This is a genomic window from Mycobacterium sp. NGS29, assembly GCF_059812965.1.
The window spans coordinates 120,212-140,786 of the sequence record NZ_JCALDR010000001.1 but is presented as its reverse complement, the minus strand read 5'-3'; the positions used below and the strand labels follow the sequence as shown (position 1 = coordinate 140,786).

Sequence of the window (20,575 nt, the reverse complement as noted above, 5' to 3'; positions counted from 1 at the left end):
GTCAGCTCTCCAGGTCGTTGGCGCAGCGATTCAGAATCGCCTGAAAGCTCAGCCGCAGCAGCGGGCGACTGACCTTCTCCATCAGCTTGCCGCCGGCATACACCGGGTGGGTGTAGTTGGTCAGCCAGTCCACCTGGGTGCCATCGCCGGAGGGGGTGAAGGTCAAGGTGCCGCCCTCGTGATCGAATCCGGGGACCGAGCGCACGATCAGGTAGGTGTAGCTGTGCGGCCTGTCGTAGGCGGTGATCTCTTCGCGGAACCACATACCGGTCCCCCACACTTCCCGGACCGCGCCCGCACCCTCGGCCAGTGAGTTCTTCGCCCACCCCGACGTGATCACCAGCGGAGCCGCGACCAGGGCCGCCGGGTCGGCCAGCCAGTCGAAGACCTGTTCCACGGGTGCGGCGATTCGGCGTTGCACGTGAATTTCGACCATGGCCACTCATGCTAAACGCCGGCGCTGCCCGGCTATTGCCCGCTGGTGCAACGGCATTTACCCCTGCCGATTCCGGTTACACCCTGCGCCAGGGGGGAACGACATGAACCGTGAGCAGCAAAACCGTCGCCATCACCGGCGCGACCGCAGGCATCGGCCGCGCCACGGCGCTCAAGTTCGACGAGGCGGGTTACCGGGTGGCCGCGTACGGCCGTAACCGGAAGGCGCTCGATGAGCTGCGGGAACAGCTGCGGCCCGAGGCGGTGGTGGACTCCCTCGAGGTGCAGGACCCGGACGCCTGGGCCACCCGGCTCCGCGAACTGGCCGAACACACCGGCGGCACGTTGGATGTGCTGATCAACAATGCCGGCATCCTCAAGGCCGGCCGCTTTGTGGACATATCACTGCGGGATCAGCGCAGCATCATCGACGTCAATGTGGGTGGAACGCTGAACGGCTGCCATTCGGCATATCCATATCTGCGCGCGACGCCCAACGCTCAGGTCATCAACGTGTCGTCTGCGTCCGCCATGTACGGTCAGGCCGAACTCGCGACGTACTCGGCCTCCAAGTTCGCGATCCGCGGACTCACCGAAGCGCTCGATTTGGAATGGGCCGCCGACGACATCCGGGTGTGTGCGGTGTGGCCGCTGTTCGTCGACACCGGAATGGTGGACGGTGTGGACACCGGCAGCACGCGCACGATGGGAATTTCGCTCACCGTTGACGACGTCGCCGACACGATTTTGAAGATCGCGCAGGGCCGGCCCCGGCTGCCGCATGGGCCGCACTATGCGGTCGGCAGGCAGGCCAAGGCACTGATGACTATCGCCAACGCCGCGCCGACCTGGATGCTGCGTGAGATCAACCGCCGCGCCACCGGCGTTTAACGCGTGAGCTTGTCGAGCGGGTTGGACCGTTCCAGCATGCCGAAGGTTTCCTCGCCGTCCCAGCGATAGCGCACCCCCGCCTGCTGCACCGCGGGAAAGCTGGACGTCTCCTGCTTGAGCGCCTGCATCGAATACATATCGTCGTTGTGGTGGATGTCGTGGGTGGTGAACACCGTTTGCCCGTCGATTGCGACGGTTCCTTCGGCTGTCTCCAGCACCAGTGACACGTCGTCGGGCCCCGGTTCGAGTCGGGTCAGCCAGGGTGCTTGCACCGCGCGTGCCGGTATCAGCGTGCCGGAGCCGCTGAACACAAATCCCTCGTTGTAGCTCGGCTGGCCGTCCGGCCGCGGCGGGTAGGCGATGTAACCGAATGCCTTGCCGCTGGGGAAGACCGCGGACTGCCAGCAGTGCCCCCAGAATCCGGCGAGCTTGCGCACCCCTTGTCTGCGGATCCGCAATCCGCTTCCGGTGAAACGTTTTTCGGTTGCAGCGACCGATACCCGCCCGACAGCGGTGAACAGTTGTTCGTAGCGGGGGCCACCCATCATGTTGCCGATCGAGTCCTGCAGCTGCAGCGCGGCGTCGGTCCGCAGCGCACCCTGCACCCAAGGCGGAACGGCCATGGTGGCCTCGACGTGAAAGCTGATAGCGACCGTCGGGCCGTCTTTGCGGCCTCGGACCAGATCGGCGGACGAAGTCTGCACCGCGGGCCCGTCGTAGCTCATCGTCCAGGTCTTGAACGGCTCGATGCACTGAAACACCAAGCCGCCGGCGCCGAGCACCGTGGGTCGGCCGGCATTGTCCAGCGCCGGTAGCGACGTGCCATTGGTCCGCAGCCGGTACACGCGCCCGTCGGGGAACGCGACATTGACCTGAATGTCATGGGCGTCCCAGTTGGCGGCGACCGCTTCGATACCGATACGCGGCAAGCCCAGTTCGCCGCGGTCGTCGACCACCCACAAGCTGACCGAGTCACGCATCTCGGGGTCGTCGGGGCGTTGCGCGAAGACGAGTTCGCGGGCCGGGTCGATACCGCCGGTCAGGTCAATGGACATGTGAATCCTTGACATTGGCGGTCCAGTTCCGCGCGGCGCCGACGTATCCGGCGAAAAGTGCTCGCAGCTCGTCGAAGTCGATGCCGAACGCCGCCGGGTCTGCGTGCGACGGCGGTTCGCGTTCGGCGGCCGCTGCCGCCCACCAACTGTGCATGCGCGCTTCGAACTCCTCCCCCACCGGCAACCCCAGCCAACCGTACAACTCGGTGACCACACCGATCGGATCATGTTGCATGGCAACGAAATCGATGTCGTAGAAGCGCTCGTCGGCATCGTCCGCGCGGAATTCCAGGACCCGTTGCATGCCGCGCGACCAGTGTTCGACGTTGAGCCGGCCGATGTACTTGAGGTCGACGTCGTCGCTGAACGACCCGATGATGTCGGCGTAGAGGTCGGCAACCGACAAGATGACGTCGGTGGGGTCGCGGTGTGTCATCACAAACCGTGCGTCGGGAAAAACCGCATTCAAGGCGTCGAGCCACAGCACGTGCGACGGACACTTCAACCGCCAAGGCCGGTGCGGCTCCCCGAATTGCAACAGTTTCATCACCCGACGCTGATAGCGGTACGTGGACGTCAGATCCGCCGAGTCGACCAACCACGATGAATAGGAGGGTATTTCGGCGAACGACTGAAAGATGTGCGACGTGAAATTCAACGCCATCAGCTCGTGGCATTCCATCGGACCGTGGACTGCGGCCGGCACGTGGTAACGGGTGCCGACCATTTCGCCCTTGTCGGGCGGGATGCGTGGGTCGGGTCCCCGCACCGTCGCGGGCGGCGGGCACGGCTGCGACGACTCCCACCGGCGCAGATAGCGCACCTCGGGATCCTGGGCCAGCAACATCGACAACGCCGTCGAGCCGGTACGCGGCAGCCCCAGTCCGATCACTGGCTGCACCAGCGGCACGTCGTCGATTTCGGGGTGCCGCCGATACCAGTCCTCGACCTGCAGACGCTGTGCGAGATAACCGACGATGCGCTGCCGCAAAAACGCCTGTCCCCGGTCGTTCAGTCGGGCTTCGCGGTCGAGTGCGGACAGCAGGATAACCAGACCTTCGCGGAATGATTCTGCACCGAAGTCTTTCAGGCCGGTCTGCGCGCGGGCCTCGCCGAGCACCTGATCGATGGAGGGCACACGGCCGACGATAGAGCCAGAGCGGTGCGGTTGGTAATACCGATTAGGGAATACAGCCATGCCAAGTTTGTATGGCTAGTCGGTCGGTCACACTGGGTGCATGACCTCCACTGCAATAGCTCAGCGTGACTCAGCCCAGAAAACCGCATCCCGGATGGGTGCGGGTTTGGTCGGCATGGGGATCCTGCACTTCGCCGCACCCAAACCGTTCGACGAGATCATCCCGGTCGAACTGCCCGGAACCGCGCGGTTCTACACTCACGCTTCCGGCGTCGCGGAGGTCGGCATCGGGGCCTTGCTGCTTGCGCCGCCAACCCGGAAACTCGGGGCGCTGGCGGCCGTCGCGCTGTTTCTCGGGGTCTTTCCCGGCAATGTCAACATGGTCCGGCTGTGGTGGGACAAGCCGTGGTACATGCGAGCCCTCGCCATTGCCCGTCTGCCGCTGCAGATTCCGATGATCACCACCGCGCTCAAGGTTTACCGCAACAGTTAGGTTCGCGACCCGACGCGGTGCAGGGTGCCGTCCGGGTCCACATAGGCGAACTCTCGTAATCCGTACGGAGTTTCGCGCACCGGGTGCAGCCGGCCGCCGAGACCGTCCAACGCTTTCCACTGCGCGTGTAAGGCATCGGCGTCACTGACGTACAGGTAGACACCAGCGGCGGTGGTCAGCGGATCGTGTTCGGCCCACTCGGTCAGGTGCAGGGACACCGATCCACGGTCGACGAAGCCGTAGCGGTCGGGGCCGTCGTAGGCGCGGGTGTCGAAACCGAGCCGGCGGTAGCGGTCCAAGGCGGCCGCGAGGTCGCGCACGGGCACGATCGGCGCCACTGAGGTGAATTCGACGTCAGGCACCTCGGCAGTCTGTCACCTGGCTCGGAGCCACCGGATTCGGTAGCCCGCTGTCACCGAACGCATCGGCGCCGCTTACCGTAACTTGCGGGAGCAGCACACAACAGGAGACAGCAGAGTGGCACTGACTACGAAGTTCACCGAGGCGTTCGGCGTCGAGCACCCCATCGCCCAGGGCGGCATGCAGTGGGTCGGGCGCGCGGAATTGGTTGCCGCCGTTGCCAATGCGGGCGCATTGGGTTTCATCACGGCGCTCACCCAGCCGACACCGGGAGATCTGGCCAATGAGATCGCCAAGACCCGCGACCTGACCGACAAGCCGTTCGGGGTGAACCTGACGATCCTGCCGGCGATCAACCCGCCGCCGTACGACGAATACCGCCAGGTGATCGTCGAGGCGGGCATCAAGATCGTCGAGACTGCCGGCTCCAACCCGGCACCGCATCTGCCGATGTTCCACGACAACGGAATCAAGGTGCTGCACAAGTGCACTTCGGTGCGCCATGCGGTCAAAGCGCAGAGCCTGGGCGTCGACGGCATCAGCATCGACGGCTTCGAGTGCGCCGGCCACCCCGGCGAGGATGACATCCCTGGCCTGGTGCTGATCCCGGCGGCGGCTGACAAGATCGAGATCCCGATGATCGCCTCCGGCGGTTTTGCCGATGCCCGCGGCCTGGTCGCCGCCTTGGCGCTGGGTGCCGACGGCATCAATATGGGTTCGCGCTTCATGTGCACCGCCGAATCGTGTATCCACCAGAACGTCAAGGAGGCCATCGTGGCCGGCGACGAGCGCGGCACCGAGTTGATCTTCCGCAGCCTGCGCAACACCGCACGGGTGGCTTCCAACGTGGTGTCCCGCGAAGTCGTCGAAATCCTGAAGGACGGCGGCCAGTTCGAGGACATCAAGGACCTGGTGGCCGGCACCCGGGGCCGCAAGGTATTCGACGACGGTGATGTCGACGCCGGCATCTGGAGCGTCAGTACAGCCATGGGTCTGATCAACGACATCCCCACCGTCGGCGAACTGGTGACGCGTATCGTCAGCGAAGCAGAGGAACTGATTTCGGGCCGGTTGGCCGGCATGACCTCGGCAGCAGCCCCGGCTTCGGCCTGACATCTCGGCGCCGGCCAGGCGCTCCAAGAATCTTTCAAGAATCCTTTTAGGTCCCGGCGAGAACGTTGCGTCGATAACAACATCGCAACGACTCATCTACCCACGCCATTACGACGGCCACTTCGGGCGGCTTCGTCGAAAAGGGAACCTGAAATGACCGACATCGCGCACCCGCTGCCTCCTGACCTGCGCGAGCGACTCGCCGAATTGGCACCGCTGCTCGACGCACTCACCGCGACCGCGATCAGCGGCGAGGTCCCCGGACCTGAACTGCTGGCCGCCACCGCGGCAGCCAGACCGTTGTTGTCGGCACTGGCGCAGGACCCCAACGACGGCGAACCCTACTCGCGGTCGATTTTGCGCGTCGACGACCGGGTGGAGATCATGCTCGCCCGCTGGCGACCGGGCCACCGGTGCGCCCCCCATGACCACGGCGGCTCCAGTGGCATCGTCATCCCCGTCACCGGGCGGTTCCACGAACGCCGATTCGACTGGGCGGGAACACAACTCGCGGCCACCGAGGAGACCACGCGGCAGCCGGCGGCGGCGATCACCATTTCGCCCGACGTCATCCACGACATGGCGGCCGAGACCGACGGCATCACGCTGCACCTGTACAGCCCACCACCGGCCGGCATGCGAGTGTTCGACATGGAGCACCGCGAGGCGCTCGAACTCGTCGGCGACTACGGCGCCTGGATCCCAGCAGGCGACCATCCCCGCATCCCGTTCGCCGCCATCGCGCCGAAAACTCAGACCAAGCCGGTCATCTGGGTGGGATACACCACCCACTACCGCGGCGGTTCGGCGGAGTTCGCCGTGGCGGCCGCCACCATGGGACGCGAATTGTCCGCCGCACACCCCGAGGCCGAAGTGATCGTCTCCGGTCTGCGCCACAAGACTGAGTTTGAAACCGAACTCGCCTGGCTGGCGCTGTGCGGTCGGGTGCTCAGTCAACTGCACCTGATCGGCCATGCGGGCATGTACGGCCCCATGTTCGGTTCCACGGAGTGGCCTGAGCAGTTCTCACCGCACGAATGGCGGGCCATCACCATTCCGTTCACCCCCGACGGACGGGCTTACTTCCACGCCTGCCGAACCGCGCGCTGGTTCGCCCCGTTCTTCGCCGACGTGTTCGGGGTGTCCGCGTTCGGCAACCACAACTACACCACCGTGTCCGCTCGCAGGGACCGGTTTGCGTGGGCGGGCCGTCAACCGGCGGCTCGCCCGAATCTTTACCTGATCGCGGCTCCGGGCAAGAAGTCGCACGGGTGGTCCGGAAGTATGCGCAAGTATCTGGGTTGCGCCGCCGAACCGATGATGGAAAGTCGGCCCGCCGCAACCCATCCCGAGCGTTCGTACGACCGGGTGGCTGAACTCTACGACCGCGCCTACGCCGACATCCGGGTCCGCGACGCGGAGTGGAAGTGGGTGGCCAATCGGATTGCCGCGGTCCACGACGACCTCGGCCGCCGCGTTCGGGTGCTCGAGATCGGTTGCGGCAACGGCGCTCTGCTGCGCGCCCTGGATGACAACGGCCACATCGACTTTGCCGTCGGCGTGGACAGTTCGGCTGGCATGCTCGCCCGGGCACGCGAGCGCAGCCACGGCCGCGGCAGGCTGCGCTTCGGCAAGGTCGACGGACCCGTGCTGGATGTGCCTGACGATCACGTGGACGTGGTGGTCTCGTTCCTCTCGTTCCGCTACCTGGATTGGGATCCGGTGATGGCCGAGATCCGCCGGGTGCTGGCTCCCGGTGGTCGATTGTGGGTGGTCGATATGGTCGAAAAACCGGCCCGGATGCGCGATCTACCGGTGCTGGCCCGCTCGGCCGCCGCACACGTGCGCACCCGACGCACCCGGCCTCAGTTCGTCACCGATCTGGCCTGCCTGACCACCCACCCGGATTGGCAGAACATGCTGCAACACAACCCAATTCGTGCCGAGCACGAGTACCGGTGGTATTTCGGCAGCCGTTTCCCCGACAGCCGACTGCACACATTGACAGCCACCATGTCCGCGCGGGTGCTGGCCTTCGACTCCGGACCGTTGACGAAGGGGCAGACCGCGCCCCTGTCTTACCCGTGACGCCATGAGCCCGAATTCCTGCCTGGGCATCGTCGATTGGGGTATCGGCGGTGTCGGCCTGCTCAAAGCCCTGGACCGGTCGGTGCCCGGCCTGCCGGTGCTGTACTGGTCGGATGCCGGTGTGCTGCCGTATGGCCGGATGACCGCCGATGAGTTGACCGATCGGCTGTTGACAGTGGTCAGCGCACTGGCCGAGCGAGGCGTGACCGAGGTGGCGCTGGCCTGCAACGCTGCCAGCACGGTGACGCACCGACTGGGCGCCGCCACGGTTCCGGTGCGGGGAATCATCACTCATGGGTTGGCCTCGGTTCCCAACGAGCTGGACCGCGTCGGGGTGGTGGGCGGGCGGCGCACCATCACCGCCGGTCACTACCGCCGCGGACTCGCCCGATCCGGGCGGGTGGTGGTGTCCCGAGTGGCACAGCCGCTGTCCGCGCACATCGAAGCCGGTCACACCGGCTCCCCGCGGTTTCGGGCGGATTTGGCCAAAATCGTGGCGCCGCTTCGTCGAATGGACGCCTTGGTGCTGGCCTGCACGCACTACCCCGCTGCCGCCCGCTGGTTCGCGGACGCGCTACCGCAGACCCGGCTGATCGATCCGGCCGAACACATGGCCGCCGCGATCGCCGCGCGGTATCCGCAGTTGCAGCAGGCGGCGCCGGCCACCCGACTTTTCCTCACCTCGGGCGACCCGGAGGCGATGCGGCGCGGCGCGGCGCGGGCCTGGGGCACCGTCCTGACTGCTGCCACCGTCGGGTACCGAGACCCACCCGCCGTGGCCTGCTGACCCGGCGGATTACCTGGGCCGCGCCACGATCACCGGCGTGTGCACCGAATGCACCACCGCGTGGCTGACCGAGCCGAGCATGAGCTGGGCGATCCAGCCGCGGCCGTGGCTTCCGACCACCACTAGCTGCGCCGAGCGGGACTGATCGATCAGCTCGCGGGCCGCCCGGTCCCGGACCACCCGGCGTCGCACGGTGACATCGGGATAGCGCTCCTGCCACCGGGCCAGCCGCTCGCCCAGGATCTGTCCCGCTTGTGACTCCAGCTCCGCCCAGTCGAACCCGCCGAGGTCGAGAACCTCGCCGTCGCTCCAGGCGTGCACCGCCACCAACTCGACACCACGACGCGACGCCTCGTCGAACGCGATGTCGGTTGCCAGCTCCGAGACCTCCGACCCGTCGATTCCGACCACCACCGGAGCATCGGCGGCAGGCGCGGGCTCCTCGTCGCGGACGATGACGACAGGACACTTGGCGCCGTGCATCACACCGGAACTCACCGAACCCAGCAGGACCCGCCCTACCACGCCCCGCCCGTTGCTGCCGACGACGATCCGCTCGGCCCGCTCGGACAGCTCGACCAGTGTCGGGACCGGCGGCGAGGTCTTCAGTTTGCTCGCGATCTGAATCGTCCGATCCGCGCCCACGGCCTCGTGCGCAAGGTCGACTGCCTGACCGAGTATCCGGCGGCCGTCGTCTTCCTGCCATACCGCCGCCCCGCCCGGCAGCGGTATCTGCGGAAACGTCGGCACGTAGGCATTGAGCATGTGAACCAGGGTCAACGGGACGTTGCGAAGCGCCGCGTCACGGGCCGCCCAGACAACGGCAGCGTTCGATGACGGCGACCCGTCAACTCCCACGACCAAGCCCTGCCGCTCGACGGATGCGTTCATCTCATTCCTTCCTCACACTTCTCCAACACCGACATACCCGCTCAGCGGTACACCGCCGCCGCGCGTCTGCAACAGCATGGCAGGGTGACGGTGGTGCCCAACACTTCTGACCTCCGCGACATCGACACCTCCGCCGGTGTGTTGCGCTACTACGACTCGGCCAACGACGGCGCACCCACCCTGCTGTTCCTACACGGCTCGGGCCCCGGCGTGACCGGGTGGCGCAACTTCTGTGGTGTACTGCCCGCCTTCGCGGACCACTTCCGTTGCCTCATCCTGGAATTCCCCGGTTTCGGCGTTACCGACGATCTCGGTGGCCACCCGATGATCACCGCCCAGGGGGTGGTGGCGCCGTTCTTGGATGCGCTGGATATTGAGCGGGTACACATCATCGGCAATTCGATGGGGGGCGGGGTGGGGATCAACTTCGCCATCCGGCACGCCGACCGTATCGACCGTTTGGTGACCATCGGCGGCATCGGCACCAACACCTTCAGTCCCGGTCCCAGCGAGGGAATCCGACTGCTGCAGGAGTTCACCGAAGAACCGACCAGGCAACGACTCGTCGACTGGCTCAAGTCGATGGTGTACGACCAGGCCTTGGTGACCGAGGAACTCGTCGAGGAACGCTGGCAACTGGCCATCGATCCCCAGACCCTGGCCGCAGCGCGCCGCATGTACGGGAAGGCCGCGTATGCGGCGATGATGGCGGCGATGAGCGCCGCCGACCGACCGATGCCGTGGGCGGTGATGCACAAGGTGACCGCACCGACCTTGCTGACCTGGGGACGCGACGACCGGGTGAGCCCGCTCGACATGGCGCTGATCCCGATGCGCACCATTCCCAATGCCGAACTGCACGTATTCCCCAACTGTGGGCACTGGGCGATGATTGAAGCCAAGGCCGCGTTCGAGAGCACAGTGCTGGCGTTCCTGTCCCGCTAGTCATGGGCCCCGGCCGACGACACGTCACTCTGCGTGCAGGGCGCAAAACTGCGGGAGCACGACACCGCCGGCGCAGTGTCAACGCCGGGGAAGCCGGTCGCTTCAGCGTTCGGCGCCGCACCGGTGATCAGGGCAACTTTACCGGCCAGTCTCATGTGGTCTTCTGCGTCAGACCGGCATCCACGACGAGCTGGGTGCCGGTGATGTATCGGCCCTGCTCGGAGGCGAGGAAGACCACGGCGTTGGCGATGTCGACCGGCTCGACCCACGGCACCGGCAACAGGTTGCGCGCCATCAGCACCTCGGCGGCGTCGGCTGCCGTCGGATTCTCCAGATCTGGACGCAGGCGACGGAAAGTATCGTCGTTCAGCACCATCGGGGTCGCCACGGCGCCGGGATGCACCGTATTGACCCGGATCCTGCGCGCGCCGAGCTCGTTGGCCAGCGTGCGGGCCAGGCCGACCACAGCATGCTTGCTGGCGGTGTAGTGCGCGGTGTTGGCGGTACCCCGAATTCCGTTGGTGGAGCTGATGATGACCACCGATCCCCCGTCCGGGCCGAGGTGCGGCACCGACGCCCGGACCGTGTGCCACACCCCGGTGAGGTTGATGTCGAGTGTGCGTTGCCATACCTGCGGGTCCAGCTCCCATGACGGCGCGCCGGCGGTGTGGATCCCGGCGTTAGCGATCACCACGTCCAGCCGACCCACCTCGCTGACCGCGGCGTCGACGACACCGGTGAGCGCAGCGAGATCGGCGACATCAGCCAGGCCCGTCACGCAACGGCGACCACGTTCCTCGACTTCGCTTGCCGTGACGCGTAATTCATCGGCGGCCTGCGGGAAGTCGAGCGCGATCACGTCGGCGCCTTCCTCAGCGAACCGGAGGCAGTGCACCCGGCCGGTCCCCCGCGATGCCCCGGTGACCAGGACGGCCCGGCCCGCCAAACCTGTGCTCATGGCGCCTTGAGGAGGTCGAATCCCTTGTAGCCGGCATCGGCGACCTCAGCGCAGATCTGGTTGTAGGTGGCGAACCCACCGACGAACAACATGAAACCGCGGGGCTTTCCGGGCACATTGGCGCCCATGTACCAGGAGTCGGCCTTGACGAACAGGGACGCGTCGGCGCGTCGCTTCAACTCCACGCCCCAACCGTCCACCGCATCCCGGGTGGGTTCCATTGCGGCATAGGCGTGGTCGTCGAGGTAGCCGATGGCGTCGGCGATCCAGTTCACGTGCGCCTCCGCGTGCAACACCATGTTCGCCAGTACCGCGGGAGCCCCGGGGCCGGAAATCACGAACAGGTTGGGGAATCCGTCGATGCCCAGGCCGAGGTAGGTACGGGGTCCGTGTGCCCAGTTATCGCGCAACGACACTCCGTCGCGACCGACGATGTCGATCTTGCCCAGCGCCCCGGTCAGTGCATCGAAACCGGTGGCGAACACGATCGCATCAAGGTCGTAGTGGGCGGCTGAGGTGTTGATGCCGGTGGGGTCGATCGATTCGATCGGGGTGGCGCGCACGCTGATCAGCGATACGTTCGGCTTATTGAAGGTCTGAAAGTAGTTGCTGTCGGTGCAGATTCGCTTGGTCCCGATCGGATGGTCGTTGGGAATCAGCAACTCTGCTGTCGCGGGATCGTCGATCACGGCGCGGATCTTCTCCTCGTAGAATCGGCGCGCCTCGTCGTTGGCCGTCACGTCTGTCATCTGATCCGGGAATGTCTTCGAATACAGCACACCGCCCAGCTGCCAACGCTTTTCAAAGGCAGCACGCCGCTCGTCGGGGCTGAATTCCATCGTCGGCTTCGCCGCGGTGAGGTGCGGCGAGCCGCCACCGCTGAGCCAGGACAGGCGGCGGCGTTCGGCGTAGCCGGCCTTGATCTCGGCGAGTTCTGCTGCGGACAAGGGCGCGTTGCCGGCCGGCACACTGAAGTTCGGGGTGCGCTGCAAGACGTAGAGATGTGCGGCCTGCTCGGCGATGATCGGAATCGTCTGAATGCCAGAGGATCCGGTGCCGATCACCGCGACCCGCTTTCCGGTGAAGTCCACGGGCTCGTGCGGCCAGTGTGCGGTGTGATAGACCTCGCCTGCGAAGGTGTCCAGACCGCTGACGTCGGGGATCATCGCATCCGACAACGGTCCGGTAGCCATCAGACAGAACCGCGCGGTGAATGTTTCCCCGGTGTCGGTGCTGACCGTCCAACGCAACGTCGCCTCGTCGAACACGGCCGAGACGACGCGAGTCTCGAACACGATGTCGCGGCGCAGGTCGAGCTTGTCGGCGACCCAGTTCAGGTAGCGCAGAATTTCGGCCTGGGTGGCGTACTTCTCGGTCCAGTCCCACTCCTGCTGCAGTTCATCGGAGAACGAGTAGCAGTAGTCGACGCTTTCCACATCGCAGCGCGCGCCCGGATAGCGGTTGTAGTACCAGGTACCACCGAGCGCCGGCGCGGCCTCGATCACCCGCACCGACAGCCCCTGGGAACGCAGCTTGTGCAGGGCGTACAGACCGGCGAATCCGGCCCCGACCACTACCGCATCCAGGGTCTGCTCATCGTCCACACCGTTCACCGTAGGACCTCCGCCGGGGTTGCGACGCATCTGGTCCGCTGACCGGGATTGCCGGTGAGTCGCAGCGCCCAGTGGAGTAGACACAGATGCAGCCCCACATACGTTAGGACGACAGCATGAGCGAGCGGGTACTTGACCGAGTAGTAGAGCTAGCCGACCAACTGCGCGAGCAGGCCACCGAGGCAGAGCGGATCGGCCGGCTCACCGACGACACCGTCAAGATGATGAAGTCGGTGGGGTTGATCCGGCTGCTGCAGACCAAGCAGTACCAGGGCTTCGAGGTGCATCCCCGCGAATTCGCCGAGACGACGATGGCAACTGCGGCACTGGATCCGGCGGCCGGCTGGATCGTCGGCGTGGTCGGCGTGCATCCCTACCAGTTGGCCTACGCCGACCCGAAGGTCGCCGCCGAGATCTGGGCCGACGACGTCGACACCTGGATGGCATCCCCCTACGCGCCGCAGGGCGTGGCCAAGCCGGTCGACGGCGGCTACCTGTTCAACGGACACTGGCAATTCAGTTCCGGCACCGACCACTGCGACTGGATCATCCTGGGCGCAATGCTGGCCGACTCCGAGGGCGTACCGCTGATGCCCCCGAAGATGATCCACATGATCCTGCCGCGCAAGGATTATCAGATCGTCGACGACTCGTGGAATGTGGTGGGGCTGCGCGGGACCGGGTCCAAGGACGTCGTCGTCTCCGACGCATTCGTGCCGACGTACCGGACCATGGACGCGACCAAGGTGATGGACGGCACCGCGCAGCGCGAGGCCGGGATGACTGAACCGCTCTACCTGATGCCGTGGTCGACGATGTTCCCGCTGGGCATCTCCGCGGCCACCATCGGGATCGCCGAAGGGGCGCTGGCTGCGCACCTGGACTACCAGCGGGAGCGGGTCGGCGCGACCGGGACTGCAATCAAGGACGATCCCTACGTCATGTACGCCATCGGCGAAGCCGCTGCCGACATCAACGCCGCGCGCCAGGAGCTGCTGGCCAACGCCGACCGCATCTATGACATGGTCGCCGCCGGCAAGGAGGTGTCCTTCGCCGACCGCGCCGCCGGCCGGCGCACCCAGGTGCGCGCGGTGTGGCGGGCGGTATCGGCCGTCGACGAGATCTTCGCCCGCTCGGGCGGCAACGCCTCGCGAATGGACAAGCCGTTGCAACGCTATTGGCGCGACGTGCACGTCGGCCAGATGCATGCCATCCATGTACCCGGCTCCACCTACCACGCCTCGGCGCTCAGCTCGTTCGGCGTGGAACCGCCGATGGGGCCGCTGCGCGCACTGATCTGATCTGAGGAGTTGTCCGTGAGTGACTTGAAAAGCCTTGGCTACATTACAGTTTCGACCGTTGACATCGAGCGATGGCGCAAGTTCGCATTCGGCGTGCTGGGGTTCGCCGAGGGGAAGGGCCCCGACCCGGATGCGTTGTACCTGCGGATGGATGAGCGGGCCGCCCGCATCATCGTCGTGCCTGGCGAGACCGACCGGGTGATCACCGTCGGCTGGGAGGTCCGCGACCGTGCCGCGTTGCGGCGGGTCAAGGCCGCGCTGGACGGCGCCGGCGTCCCGGTCAAGGAGTTGTCAGTCGGGGAAGCCGACGCCCGCCGGGTCGAAGAGGTCATCACCTTCGAGGACCCGGCCGGCACTACCCTGGAGGTGTTTCACGGCGCCGTGCTGGACCACAGCCCGGTCGTCACACCATTCGGCGCGAAGTTCGTGACGGGCGACCAGGGCCTGGGTCATGTGGTCGTACCGGCGCGGGACCCTAACGGGTTGTTCGACTTCTACACCGAGGTGCTGGGATTCCGGTCGCGTGGCGCGTTTCGGATACCGCTGCCCGCCGAGTTCGGACCGATCCGGGTCAGATTCCTGGGTATCAATGCCCGCCACCACAGTTTGGCCATAGCTCCCGCGATGCATCAGCGCGACCCGGGACTGGTCCATGTCATGGTCGAAGTGGACACCCTCGACGCTGTCGGGCAGGCACTAGACCGCGTCAATGCCGACGGCTTCCAGGTGTCGTCCACGCTGGGACGCCACACCAACGACAAGATGGTGTCGTTCTATGTGCGTGCCCCCGGCGACTGGGACATCGAGTTCGGCACCGAGGGTATGCGCGTCGACGAAACCTCCTACACCGCAGAGGAAATCACCGCCGACAGCTATTGGGGGCACCAGTGGATCGACGAGCCGCCCGCGGCGATGCGGATGTAAGTGGCGCGAGGTGGCGCGAGCAGACGCAGAATCGCATCACGGGGCAATGATTTGGACGATTCTGCGTCTGCTCGGCAGGTGAGGGTGACAGCCGACACACTCGTGTGGTATTCCTATTAGGAATATTCCATGTAGGAGGTTGCATGTCGGGCACCGTCGAAACCCCCAGCGCCGTCATCGACCGCATCTCCCTGGTCCTGGACGCCTTCGACGGACCCGGGCGGCTCACCTTGGCCCAGATCGTGCGCCGCACCGGTCTGCCCCGATCGTCGGCGCACCGGATGCTCGAGCGACTGGTACAGCTGCGGTGGTTGCGGCGCAGCGGACGGGACTACGAACTCGGAATGCGGCTGGTCGAGTTGGGTTCGCTGGCGGTCCACCAGGATCGGCTGGTCCGCGCCGCCAAACCGCTGCTAGCTGAATTACACTGCGCCACAGGTCTTGTCGTACATCTGGCAGTGCTGGACGGTACCGACGTGGTGTACCTGGACAAGGTCGGCGAGCGCATCGGGAGCGCGCTGCCCACCCGCGTTGGCGGTCGTCAGCCGGCGCACTGCACGGCAGTGGGCAAGGCGATGCTGGCCTACCGCGACGGAGACTCCACCGTGGACCTGCGGGTGCGTAAGACCAGGTACTCCATCTCCACCGGGTCCCAGCTCACGGTCGAATTGGCGAAGGTGCGCGCTCACGGCGTCGCTTACGAGCGGGAGGAATCGTTACTCGGATTCGGTTGCGTCGCCGCCCCGATCGGTACCGCCGCCGAAGCCGTGGCGGCGGTGTCGGTGTGTGGTCCCATGAACCGCATGATGTTCGACCAGCGGCTGGCCGCCCCGGTCCGCATGATCGCGATGGGCATCTGGCGCAATGTCGAGGACGGCCCGCAACGCGTCGCTCCGACCCTGCAGCCGCTGCGACCGCTGCGCCCCGCGCTGCAATACGCGTGATCCTCGATCCGCAGATCGCCGCGCTGCTGGAGACGCTCGACGCGGGATTTCCGCCGGTGCACACCATGTCCGGCGCCCAAGCCAGAGCGGCGATCCGGGCGCGCCTCGTTCCACCAATCGAGCCCGAACACGTAGCCGACGTTCGCGACGACGTCGTCGCCGGCCCCGGCGGCGACATCCCGGTGCGGATCTACCGGCCACACGGTGACGATCTGCCGGTGCTGGTGTACGCCCACGGCGGCGGGTTCGTGTTCTGCGATCTGAACAGCCACGACGGCCTGTGTCGTGCATTCGCCAATCTGGTTCCAGCCGTTGTTATTTCGGTAGGCTATCGGCTGGCGCCGGAACATCGCTGGCCGGGCGCGGCAGAAGACATGTACGCGGTCACCGCTGCGGCGGCCGCCGGAGCCTTCGGCGCCAAGACCGGCCGTATCGCGGTTGGCGGAGACAGCGCAGGTGGCAACCTGGCCACGGTGACCACGCTGATGGCACGTGATCGCGGCGGACCGGCGCTCGCCGCGCAGCTGCTGATCTATCCGGTGCTGGCGGCCGACTTCGATACCGAGTCCTACCGGCTGTTCGGAAGCGGTTACTACAACCCGAAGCCGGCCATGCAGTGGTATTGGGACCAGTACGCGCCTCGGCCGGCAGATCGCACCCACCCGTACGCCGCGCCGCTGCACGCCGACCTGCGGGGTCTGCCGCCCGCCGTGCTGGTGATCGCCGGACACGATCCGCTGCGCGACGAGGCATCGGCTTATGCGGACGCCCTACAGGCCGCCGGCGTAACCGTGATGCGGACTCAATTCGACGGCGGCATACACGGTTTCATGAGCATGCCTGCTCTGGACATCGCAATTGCTGCTCGGCAGCAGGCCTGCGCGGCGCTGCACGCGGTTGTGGGGTCGTCCCATGCCTGACGGAGAAGTGGTGGTGATCGACCGGGTTGTCACCCGGCGGGGGTGTGCCCGCGAATTCGTGACTGCTTACCTCGCCGACTATGCCCCGGGCGCGCGGAATCGGGGCATGACACTGCGCGACGTCCTGGTGAGCCCGCCGATCTGGTTCGACGACGACGTCAACACCGTCACGATCACCTGGACCTTGCCCCGTGTGCAGGCTTGGTGGGAGATGACCTGGCAGGGGCGATCGGATCCCGCTCTCGCCCATTGGTGGTCGCGGATAGCCGACTTGGTGGAGCAACGGTCGCGGTCTTTCGCCGCGGCCCCGCAGGACATCGACGGTCTCTGCGATGTATAGCGTCACCAGGTTGCTGGACGTAGCCGCGTGTGACCGCGACCGGATCATCGCCGACGTGCGAGCGGTCGCGGCTCGCGCGCCGTACTGGATCGCACAGCCGACGATGCCCGGTTCCCGCAACGGCGGCGATGTTCTCATTCACCTGCGCTTTGCCTCCGAAGACGAATGGCACGCACTCGCAGCAGATTTCACGGCGGCCGTCGGGGATCCCGGGGTGACGCGAATCAACGGGGCCAACTATCCGGGTCACCCGGTCCGCACCCACTGCACCCGCGGTACGGTTTACCGCACTTTGCTGCTGCGGGTCACACCCGGCACCGGCGGTGACACCATCGCGCGGTTCGAGGACGAACTCCGGTCCATGCCGCGCTACGTGAACACCATCACCGCATGGCAGCTGAGCAGGGTCGACGAAGCGGTCGGCGAGACGCGGTGGACGCACGTGTTCGAGCAGGCCTTTACCGACGCCGACGGTCTGGTCGGTCCCTATCTGATGCATCCGATCCACTGGGCGGTGGTGGACCGGTGGTTCGACCCGGAATGCCCCGAGGTCATCGTTCGCGATCGGGTGTGCCACAGTTTCTGCACGCTGCCCGCGACTGTGCACTGGGAGCGGTTATCCGACGGGGATATTGGGGCTGGCGGTCGCGGGGGGCTCGAGCGACGGAAGCACTGACAGGCCGTCAGCGAATGCACCGGCAGGCTGTGTGACCACGGGTAATGCAGGCTGAACGCCACCACACCCGTGCGCTCGGCAGCGGGTAGCTGACACATCGCCAGCACCGTTTCGGCCAGGTACTCGACCGGTTCGGTCGGGAACGTCTCCGGAATCAGTTGCGCGGCACCGGGAGTGCGCACTGCTGTCGAAGGACCCACACAGTTGACCGCGATATTGGCGTCCAGCAACTCGGCCGCCACCCCCTGCGTGAAACGGTGCAGCGCAGCCTTGCACGCTGCGTAGACGACGTCGCCGGCGGTCTTGTTGTAATCCCGGAAAGGACGCACCGGTGCCACCCCGGTGACCGACCCGATGTTGACGATCCAGCCGGCGCCCTGGTTACGCATCTGCGGGACAGCGGCTTTGGTCAACAAGAACGGTATCCGCAGGTAGTGGTCGACCGTTCGGTCGAAAGTCTGCAGCGACATGTCCTCCACTATCGCGTAGTCGGCGAAACCCGCATTGTTCACCAGGATGTCGATACGGCCGGTGCGGTCGAGCACCGCATTGATGAGTCCGTCGCGCTGCGCGGCATCTTCCAAGTCAGCCGCCACGCCGATCGCCCGACCCCCCGCGGCCTCGATCAGTGCAATCGTCTCACCGATTGTTCCGGGCAGCGCCGAGCCGATCCCGCCACGCACCGACTGCGAGGGCTCCAGCGAGCGCGCCGTCACTACGACGGTGGCACCCTCGGCGGCGAGTCGCCGGGCAATCGCGCGGCCGATCCCGCGACTGCTGCCCGTCACCAAAGCCGTTCGGTCGCAGAGCAATCCCGTCATCGCAACTCGAAATGCTCTTCGACCGGCGCGCGGTGCTGATGCCAGAGGTCGACCAACCGGTACGGGGTGGCCACCACGACCCGGCCCGAACCGGAACGGTAGTAGGTGTGTGCGTTGGGAGTGTGGCACCAGACCGTGCCGGCCATCGCCTCGTCGATTCCGGCCACATACTCCTCGTACGCCTCGCGGGTCACTTCCATCGTGGTCGCCGCGCGCAGCGCCATCAGTTGCAGGCACTCGACGATGTAGTGCGCCATCACCTCCATCGAGAAATTGGCGCCTGCGCCGTGGCCGGGGCTGTAGTTGGGTGCAGAGTTGATGAACAGATTGGGAAAGCCCGGCACAGTGCCGCCGCGGTAGGCAGCCGGGCTGTCGCCCCACTCGTCGGCCAGCCTGCGCCCGTCCCGCCCGCGGATGTCGATGGTGGACAAGAAGTCGAGGTGGTATCCGGTGGCGTAGATGATGACGTCGAGGTCGAGCTGTCTGCCGTCCTGGGTGACGATGCCTGCGGGGTTGACCGCCGCGGGTTCACGGGCCTCGACGTCGACATGGTCGCGGGTCAGCGCCGCGTAGTAGCCGCCGGGATCGCGGATGATCCGCTTTCCGTAGGGCGCGAAGTCAGGCGTGACCTTCTTCGCCAATTCGCTTCCCGCACCGAAGGTCCGGTCGATGTAGTCCAGACATATCTGCAACAGCACGTCGTTGGCCGGTGAGATCGACAGATGCGATTCAGCCCAGTCCGGGTCTCGCAGAATGACCGGGTAGTTGTTGTCCGCGGTGCCCCAGAACGACTTCAGCCGGTGCCATTTCGCGTAATGCGGCAGATGGCGCCCGAGGTATCGGCGGTATTCCGGGACGTCGTCGGTCGGTCGCTTACGCGGCGCCACCCAATGCGGTTGTCGCTGGAACAGTGTCAGGTGTGCGACCTGATCGACACAGGCATCGACGATCTGCACGGCGGTGCATCCAGCGCCCACGACGGCGATCCGCTGTCCGGTCAGCTCCGGCGCCGGGTCCCACTGTGCTGAGTGAATGCTGGTGCCCGCAAAGGTTTCTCGGCCCGGTAGGTCCGGCCAGCGGGGGCGGTTGAGGTAACCGGCCGCGGTGACCACCACCCGGGCGTGGCTGACGAAGCGGTTGCCGTGCCGGTCGACGGCGTGGATCTGCCACCGGGAATTGTCCTCATCCCACCACAGCGCTTCGACCTCGGTGCCGAACCGCGTATGGGCACGCAGCCCGTACTTGTCAGCCAGCGCCACCAGATACGCCTGGTACTCGGCGCCCTGCGGGTAGTAGCTGCTCCATTCCGGATTCACCTCGCGCGATAACGAGTAGTACGCCGACGGTGTGTCGACGCCGATGCCTGGGTAGGTGGTCGTCAGCCAGGTGCCACCGACCTCGTCGTTGCGGTCGAAGATCTCGAAGGCGACGCCGGCGTCGGTGGCGGTTAGTGCGGTGACGATGCCGGCCAGGCCCGCGCCGACGATCGCCACCGTCGTCGACGACGGAATCGGCACGGTGCGCGGCAACGTCGGCTGGGAAGGCTGAAAACCACCCTGTTCGAGCAGCAGCGGCACGAATTCGTCGTCCACTTCACTGCCCAGCGCCACCGGCAACAGTCGCTGGAACAGCGCCGGGTCCGCGACCGGCGCGGCGGGCCGATCCAGGGCAGCCATCACCGCGGTGACCAATGCCTGCGCGGTGGCCGCATCGGCGACCCCGGCGCGTTCCGGTGGGTCGGGGATGTGTGAGATGCGCGGGCCGAATGTGTCGACCACCGACGGGTCGCCGGTGAGCTGAGCCAGCACGGCGACCAGGACGCCCGGGTCAGCCTGCTGCAGGTTGCGCCGGAGTTCTCCGGGATCGAGCGTGGGCATGCCCG

Annotated in this window: 20 protein-coding genes and 1 pseudogene; 12 read left to right on the top strand and 9 right to left on the bottom strand. The window is 66.2% G+C overall.

Annotated features, from left to right (window positions below):
* Position 1 precedes the first annotated feature (1 nt).
* Entirely contained in the window at positions 2–436 is a 435-nt protein-coding gene (locus AC5Y5Z_RS00685) for an SRPBCC family protein (RefSeq protein ID WP_499922827.1), read from the bottom strand.
* 110 nt (positions 437–546) lie between these two features.
* On the opposite strand from AC5Y5Z_RS00685, the gene AC5Y5Z_RS00680 reads away from it, so the two are divergent.
* Entirely contained in the window at positions 547–1,326 is a 780-nt protein-coding gene (locus tag AC5Y5Z_RS00680; protein ID WP_499922825.1) for an SDR family oxidoreductase, read from the top strand.
* Here AC5Y5Z_RS00680 and AC5Y5Z_RS00675 read toward each other — a convergent pair.
* Both AC5Y5Z_RS00675 and AC5Y5Z_RS00670 read right to left on the bottom strand, forming a co-directional pair.
* Positions 1,323–2,381, bottom strand: coding sequence for a DUF7064 domain-containing protein (locus AC5Y5Z_RS00675; RefSeq protein WP_463824635.1), 1,059 nt, complete (start codon positions 2,379–2,381; stop codon positions 1,323–1,325). The two genes, AC5Y5Z_RS00680 and AC5Y5Z_RS00675, sit on opposite strands and share 4 nt — an antisense overlap.
* Positions 2,371–3,519: a sulfotransferase family protein gene (locus AC5Y5Z_RS00670; RefSeq protein WP_499922823.1), complete on the bottom strand. Its 1,149-nt coding sequence runs from the start codon at positions 3,517–3,519 to the stop codon at positions 2,371–2,373. The genes AC5Y5Z_RS00675 and AC5Y5Z_RS00670 overlap by 11 nt, the downstream gene beginning before the upstream one ends.
* Before the next feature lie 100 nt (positions 3,520–3,619).
* On the opposite strand from AC5Y5Z_RS00670, the gene AC5Y5Z_RS00665 reads away from it, so the two are divergent.
* On the top strand, positions 3,620–4,012 hold the full coding sequence (locus AC5Y5Z_RS00665) for a DoxX family protein (protein WP_499922822.1): 393 nt from the start codon (positions 3,620–3,622) through the stop codon (positions 4,010–4,012).
* On the opposite strand, the gene AC5Y5Z_RS00660 is transcribed toward AC5Y5Z_RS00665, so the two are convergent.
* A complete protein-coding gene (locus AC5Y5Z_RS00660) occupies positions 4,009–4,374 on the bottom strand; it encodes a bleomycin resistance protein (protein WP_499922820.1) in 366 nt (121 codons plus the stop codon). The two genes, AC5Y5Z_RS00665 and AC5Y5Z_RS00660, sit on opposite strands and share 4 nt — an antisense overlap.
* 115 nt (positions 4,375–4,489) lie before the next feature.
* Between AC5Y5Z_RS00660 and AC5Y5Z_RS00655 the strand changes: the two genes are divergently transcribed.
* From AC5Y5Z_RS00655 to AC5Y5Z_RS00645, 3 genes are all read left to right on the top strand, one after another.
* Entirely contained in the window at positions 4,490–5,485 is a 996-nt protein-coding gene (locus AC5Y5Z_RS00655; protein WP_463824639.1) for an NAD(P)H-dependent flavin oxidoreductase, read from the top strand.
* A gap of 153 nt (positions 5,486–5,638) precedes the next feature.
* Positions 5,639–7,573, top strand: coding sequence for a methyltransferase domain-containing protein (locus AC5Y5Z_RS00650; protein ID WP_499922819.1), 1,935 nt, complete (start codon positions 5,639–5,641; stop codon positions 7,571–7,573).
* Between the two features lie 4 nt (positions 7,574–7,577).
* Complete coding sequence (locus tag AC5Y5Z_RS00645) at positions 7,578–8,360, top strand: glutamate racemase (protein WP_499922816.1); 783 nt, start codon at positions 7,578–7,580, stop codon at positions 8,358–8,360.
* A 9-nt stretch (positions 8,361–8,369) separates the two neighbouring features.
* Here the strand turns inward: AC5Y5Z_RS00645 and AC5Y5Z_RS00640 are convergent, their stop codons facing one another.
* A complete protein-coding gene (locus tag AC5Y5Z_RS00640) occupies positions 8,370–9,251 on the bottom strand; it encodes a universal stress protein (protein WP_463824642.1) in 882 nt (293 codons plus the stop codon).
* Between the two features lie 93 nt (positions 9,252–9,344).
* On the opposite strand from AC5Y5Z_RS00640, the gene AC5Y5Z_RS00635 reads away from it, so the two are divergent.
* A complete protein-coding gene (locus AC5Y5Z_RS00635; RefSeq protein WP_463824643.1) occupies positions 9,345–10,196 on the top strand; it encodes an alpha/beta fold hydrolase in 852 nt (283 codons plus the stop codon).
* 151 nt (positions 10,197–10,347) lie between these two features.
* Here the strand turns inward: AC5Y5Z_RS00635 and AC5Y5Z_RS00630 are convergent, their stop codons facing one another.
* Both AC5Y5Z_RS00630 and AC5Y5Z_RS00625 read right to left on the bottom strand, forming a co-directional pair.
* Complete coding sequence (locus tag AC5Y5Z_RS00630; RefSeq protein ID WP_463824644.1) at positions 10,348–11,154, bottom strand: mycofactocin-coupled SDR family oxidoreductase; 807 nt, start codon at positions 11,152–11,154, stop codon at positions 10,348–10,350.
* Positions 11,151–12,797, bottom strand: coding sequence for a flavin-containing monooxygenase (locus tag AC5Y5Z_RS00625; RefSeq protein WP_499922814.1), 1,647 nt, complete (start codon positions 12,795–12,797; stop codon positions 11,151–11,153). Before AC5Y5Z_RS00625 ends, AC5Y5Z_RS00630 begins: the two co-directional genes overlap by 4 nt.
* Before the next feature lie 86 nt (positions 12,798–12,883).
* Here AC5Y5Z_RS00625 and AC5Y5Z_RS00620 point away from each other — a divergent pair, with 86 nt between their 5' ends.
* From AC5Y5Z_RS00620 to AC5Y5Z_RS00595, 6 genes are all read left to right on the top strand, one after another.
* Complete coding sequence (locus AC5Y5Z_RS00620) at positions 12,884–14,068, top strand: acyl-CoA dehydrogenase family protein (protein ID WP_463824646.1); 1,185 nt, start codon at positions 12,884–12,886, stop codon at positions 14,066–14,068.
* Between the two features lie 15 nt (positions 14,069–14,083).
* Positions 14,084–14,992 (top strand): biphenyl-2,3-diol 1,2-dioxygenase, encoded by a 909-nt coding sequence (gene bphC, locus AC5Y5Z_RS00615; RefSeq protein WP_499922812.1) that lies wholly within the window; start codon positions 14,084–14,086, stop codon positions 14,990–14,992.
* 143 nt (positions 14,993–15,135) lie between these two features.
* A complete protein-coding gene (locus AC5Y5Z_RS00610) occupies positions 15,136–15,936 on the top strand; it encodes an IclR family transcriptional regulator (RefSeq protein ID WP_499922808.1) in 801 nt (266 codons plus the stop codon).
* Complete coding sequence (gene lipP1 / locus AC5Y5Z_RS00605) at positions 15,933–16,856, top strand: LipP1 family hormone-sensitive lipase (protein WP_499922806.1); 924 nt, start codon at positions 15,933–15,935, stop codon at positions 16,854–16,856. The genes AC5Y5Z_RS00610 and lipP1 overlap by 4 nt, the downstream gene beginning before the upstream one ends.
* Positions 16,849–17,196 carry a hypothetical protein gene (locus AC5Y5Z_RS00600; RefSeq protein ID WP_499922804.1) on the top strand — a complete coding sequence of 116 codons (348 nt, stop codon included), beginning with the start codon at positions 16,849–16,851 and terminating at the stop codon, positions 17,194–17,196. The genes lipP1 and AC5Y5Z_RS00600 overlap by 8 nt, the downstream gene beginning before the upstream one ends.
* The gene (locus tag AC5Y5Z_RS00595; protein ID WP_499922802.1) at positions 17,189–17,872 is read left to right on the top strand and encodes a Dabb family protein; all 684 of its coding nucleotides are present in this window, start codon (positions 17,189–17,191) and stop codon (positions 17,870–17,872) included. The genes AC5Y5Z_RS00600 and AC5Y5Z_RS00595 overlap by 8 nt, the downstream gene beginning before the upstream one ends.
* Here the strand turns inward: AC5Y5Z_RS00595 and AC5Y5Z_RS00590 are convergent.
* Together AC5Y5Z_RS00590 and AC5Y5Z_RS00585 are read right to left on the bottom strand one after the other, a co-directional pair.
* Positions 17,813–18,693, bottom strand: a pseudogene (locus AC5Y5Z_RS00590) (SDR family NAD(P)-dependent oxidoreductase). The gene AC5Y5Z_RS00595 and the pseudogene AC5Y5Z_RS00590 overlap by 60 nt on opposite strands.
* The gene (locus AC5Y5Z_RS00585; protein ID WP_499922800.1) at positions 18,690–20,570 is read right to left on the bottom strand and encodes a flavin-containing monooxygenase; all 1,881 of its coding nucleotides are present in this window, start codon (positions 20,568–20,570) and stop codon (positions 18,690–18,692) included. The pseudogene AC5Y5Z_RS00590 and the gene AC5Y5Z_RS00585 overlap by 4 nt, the downstream one beginning before the upstream one ends.
* Between the last annotated feature and the right edge of the window lie 5 nt (positions 20,571–20,575).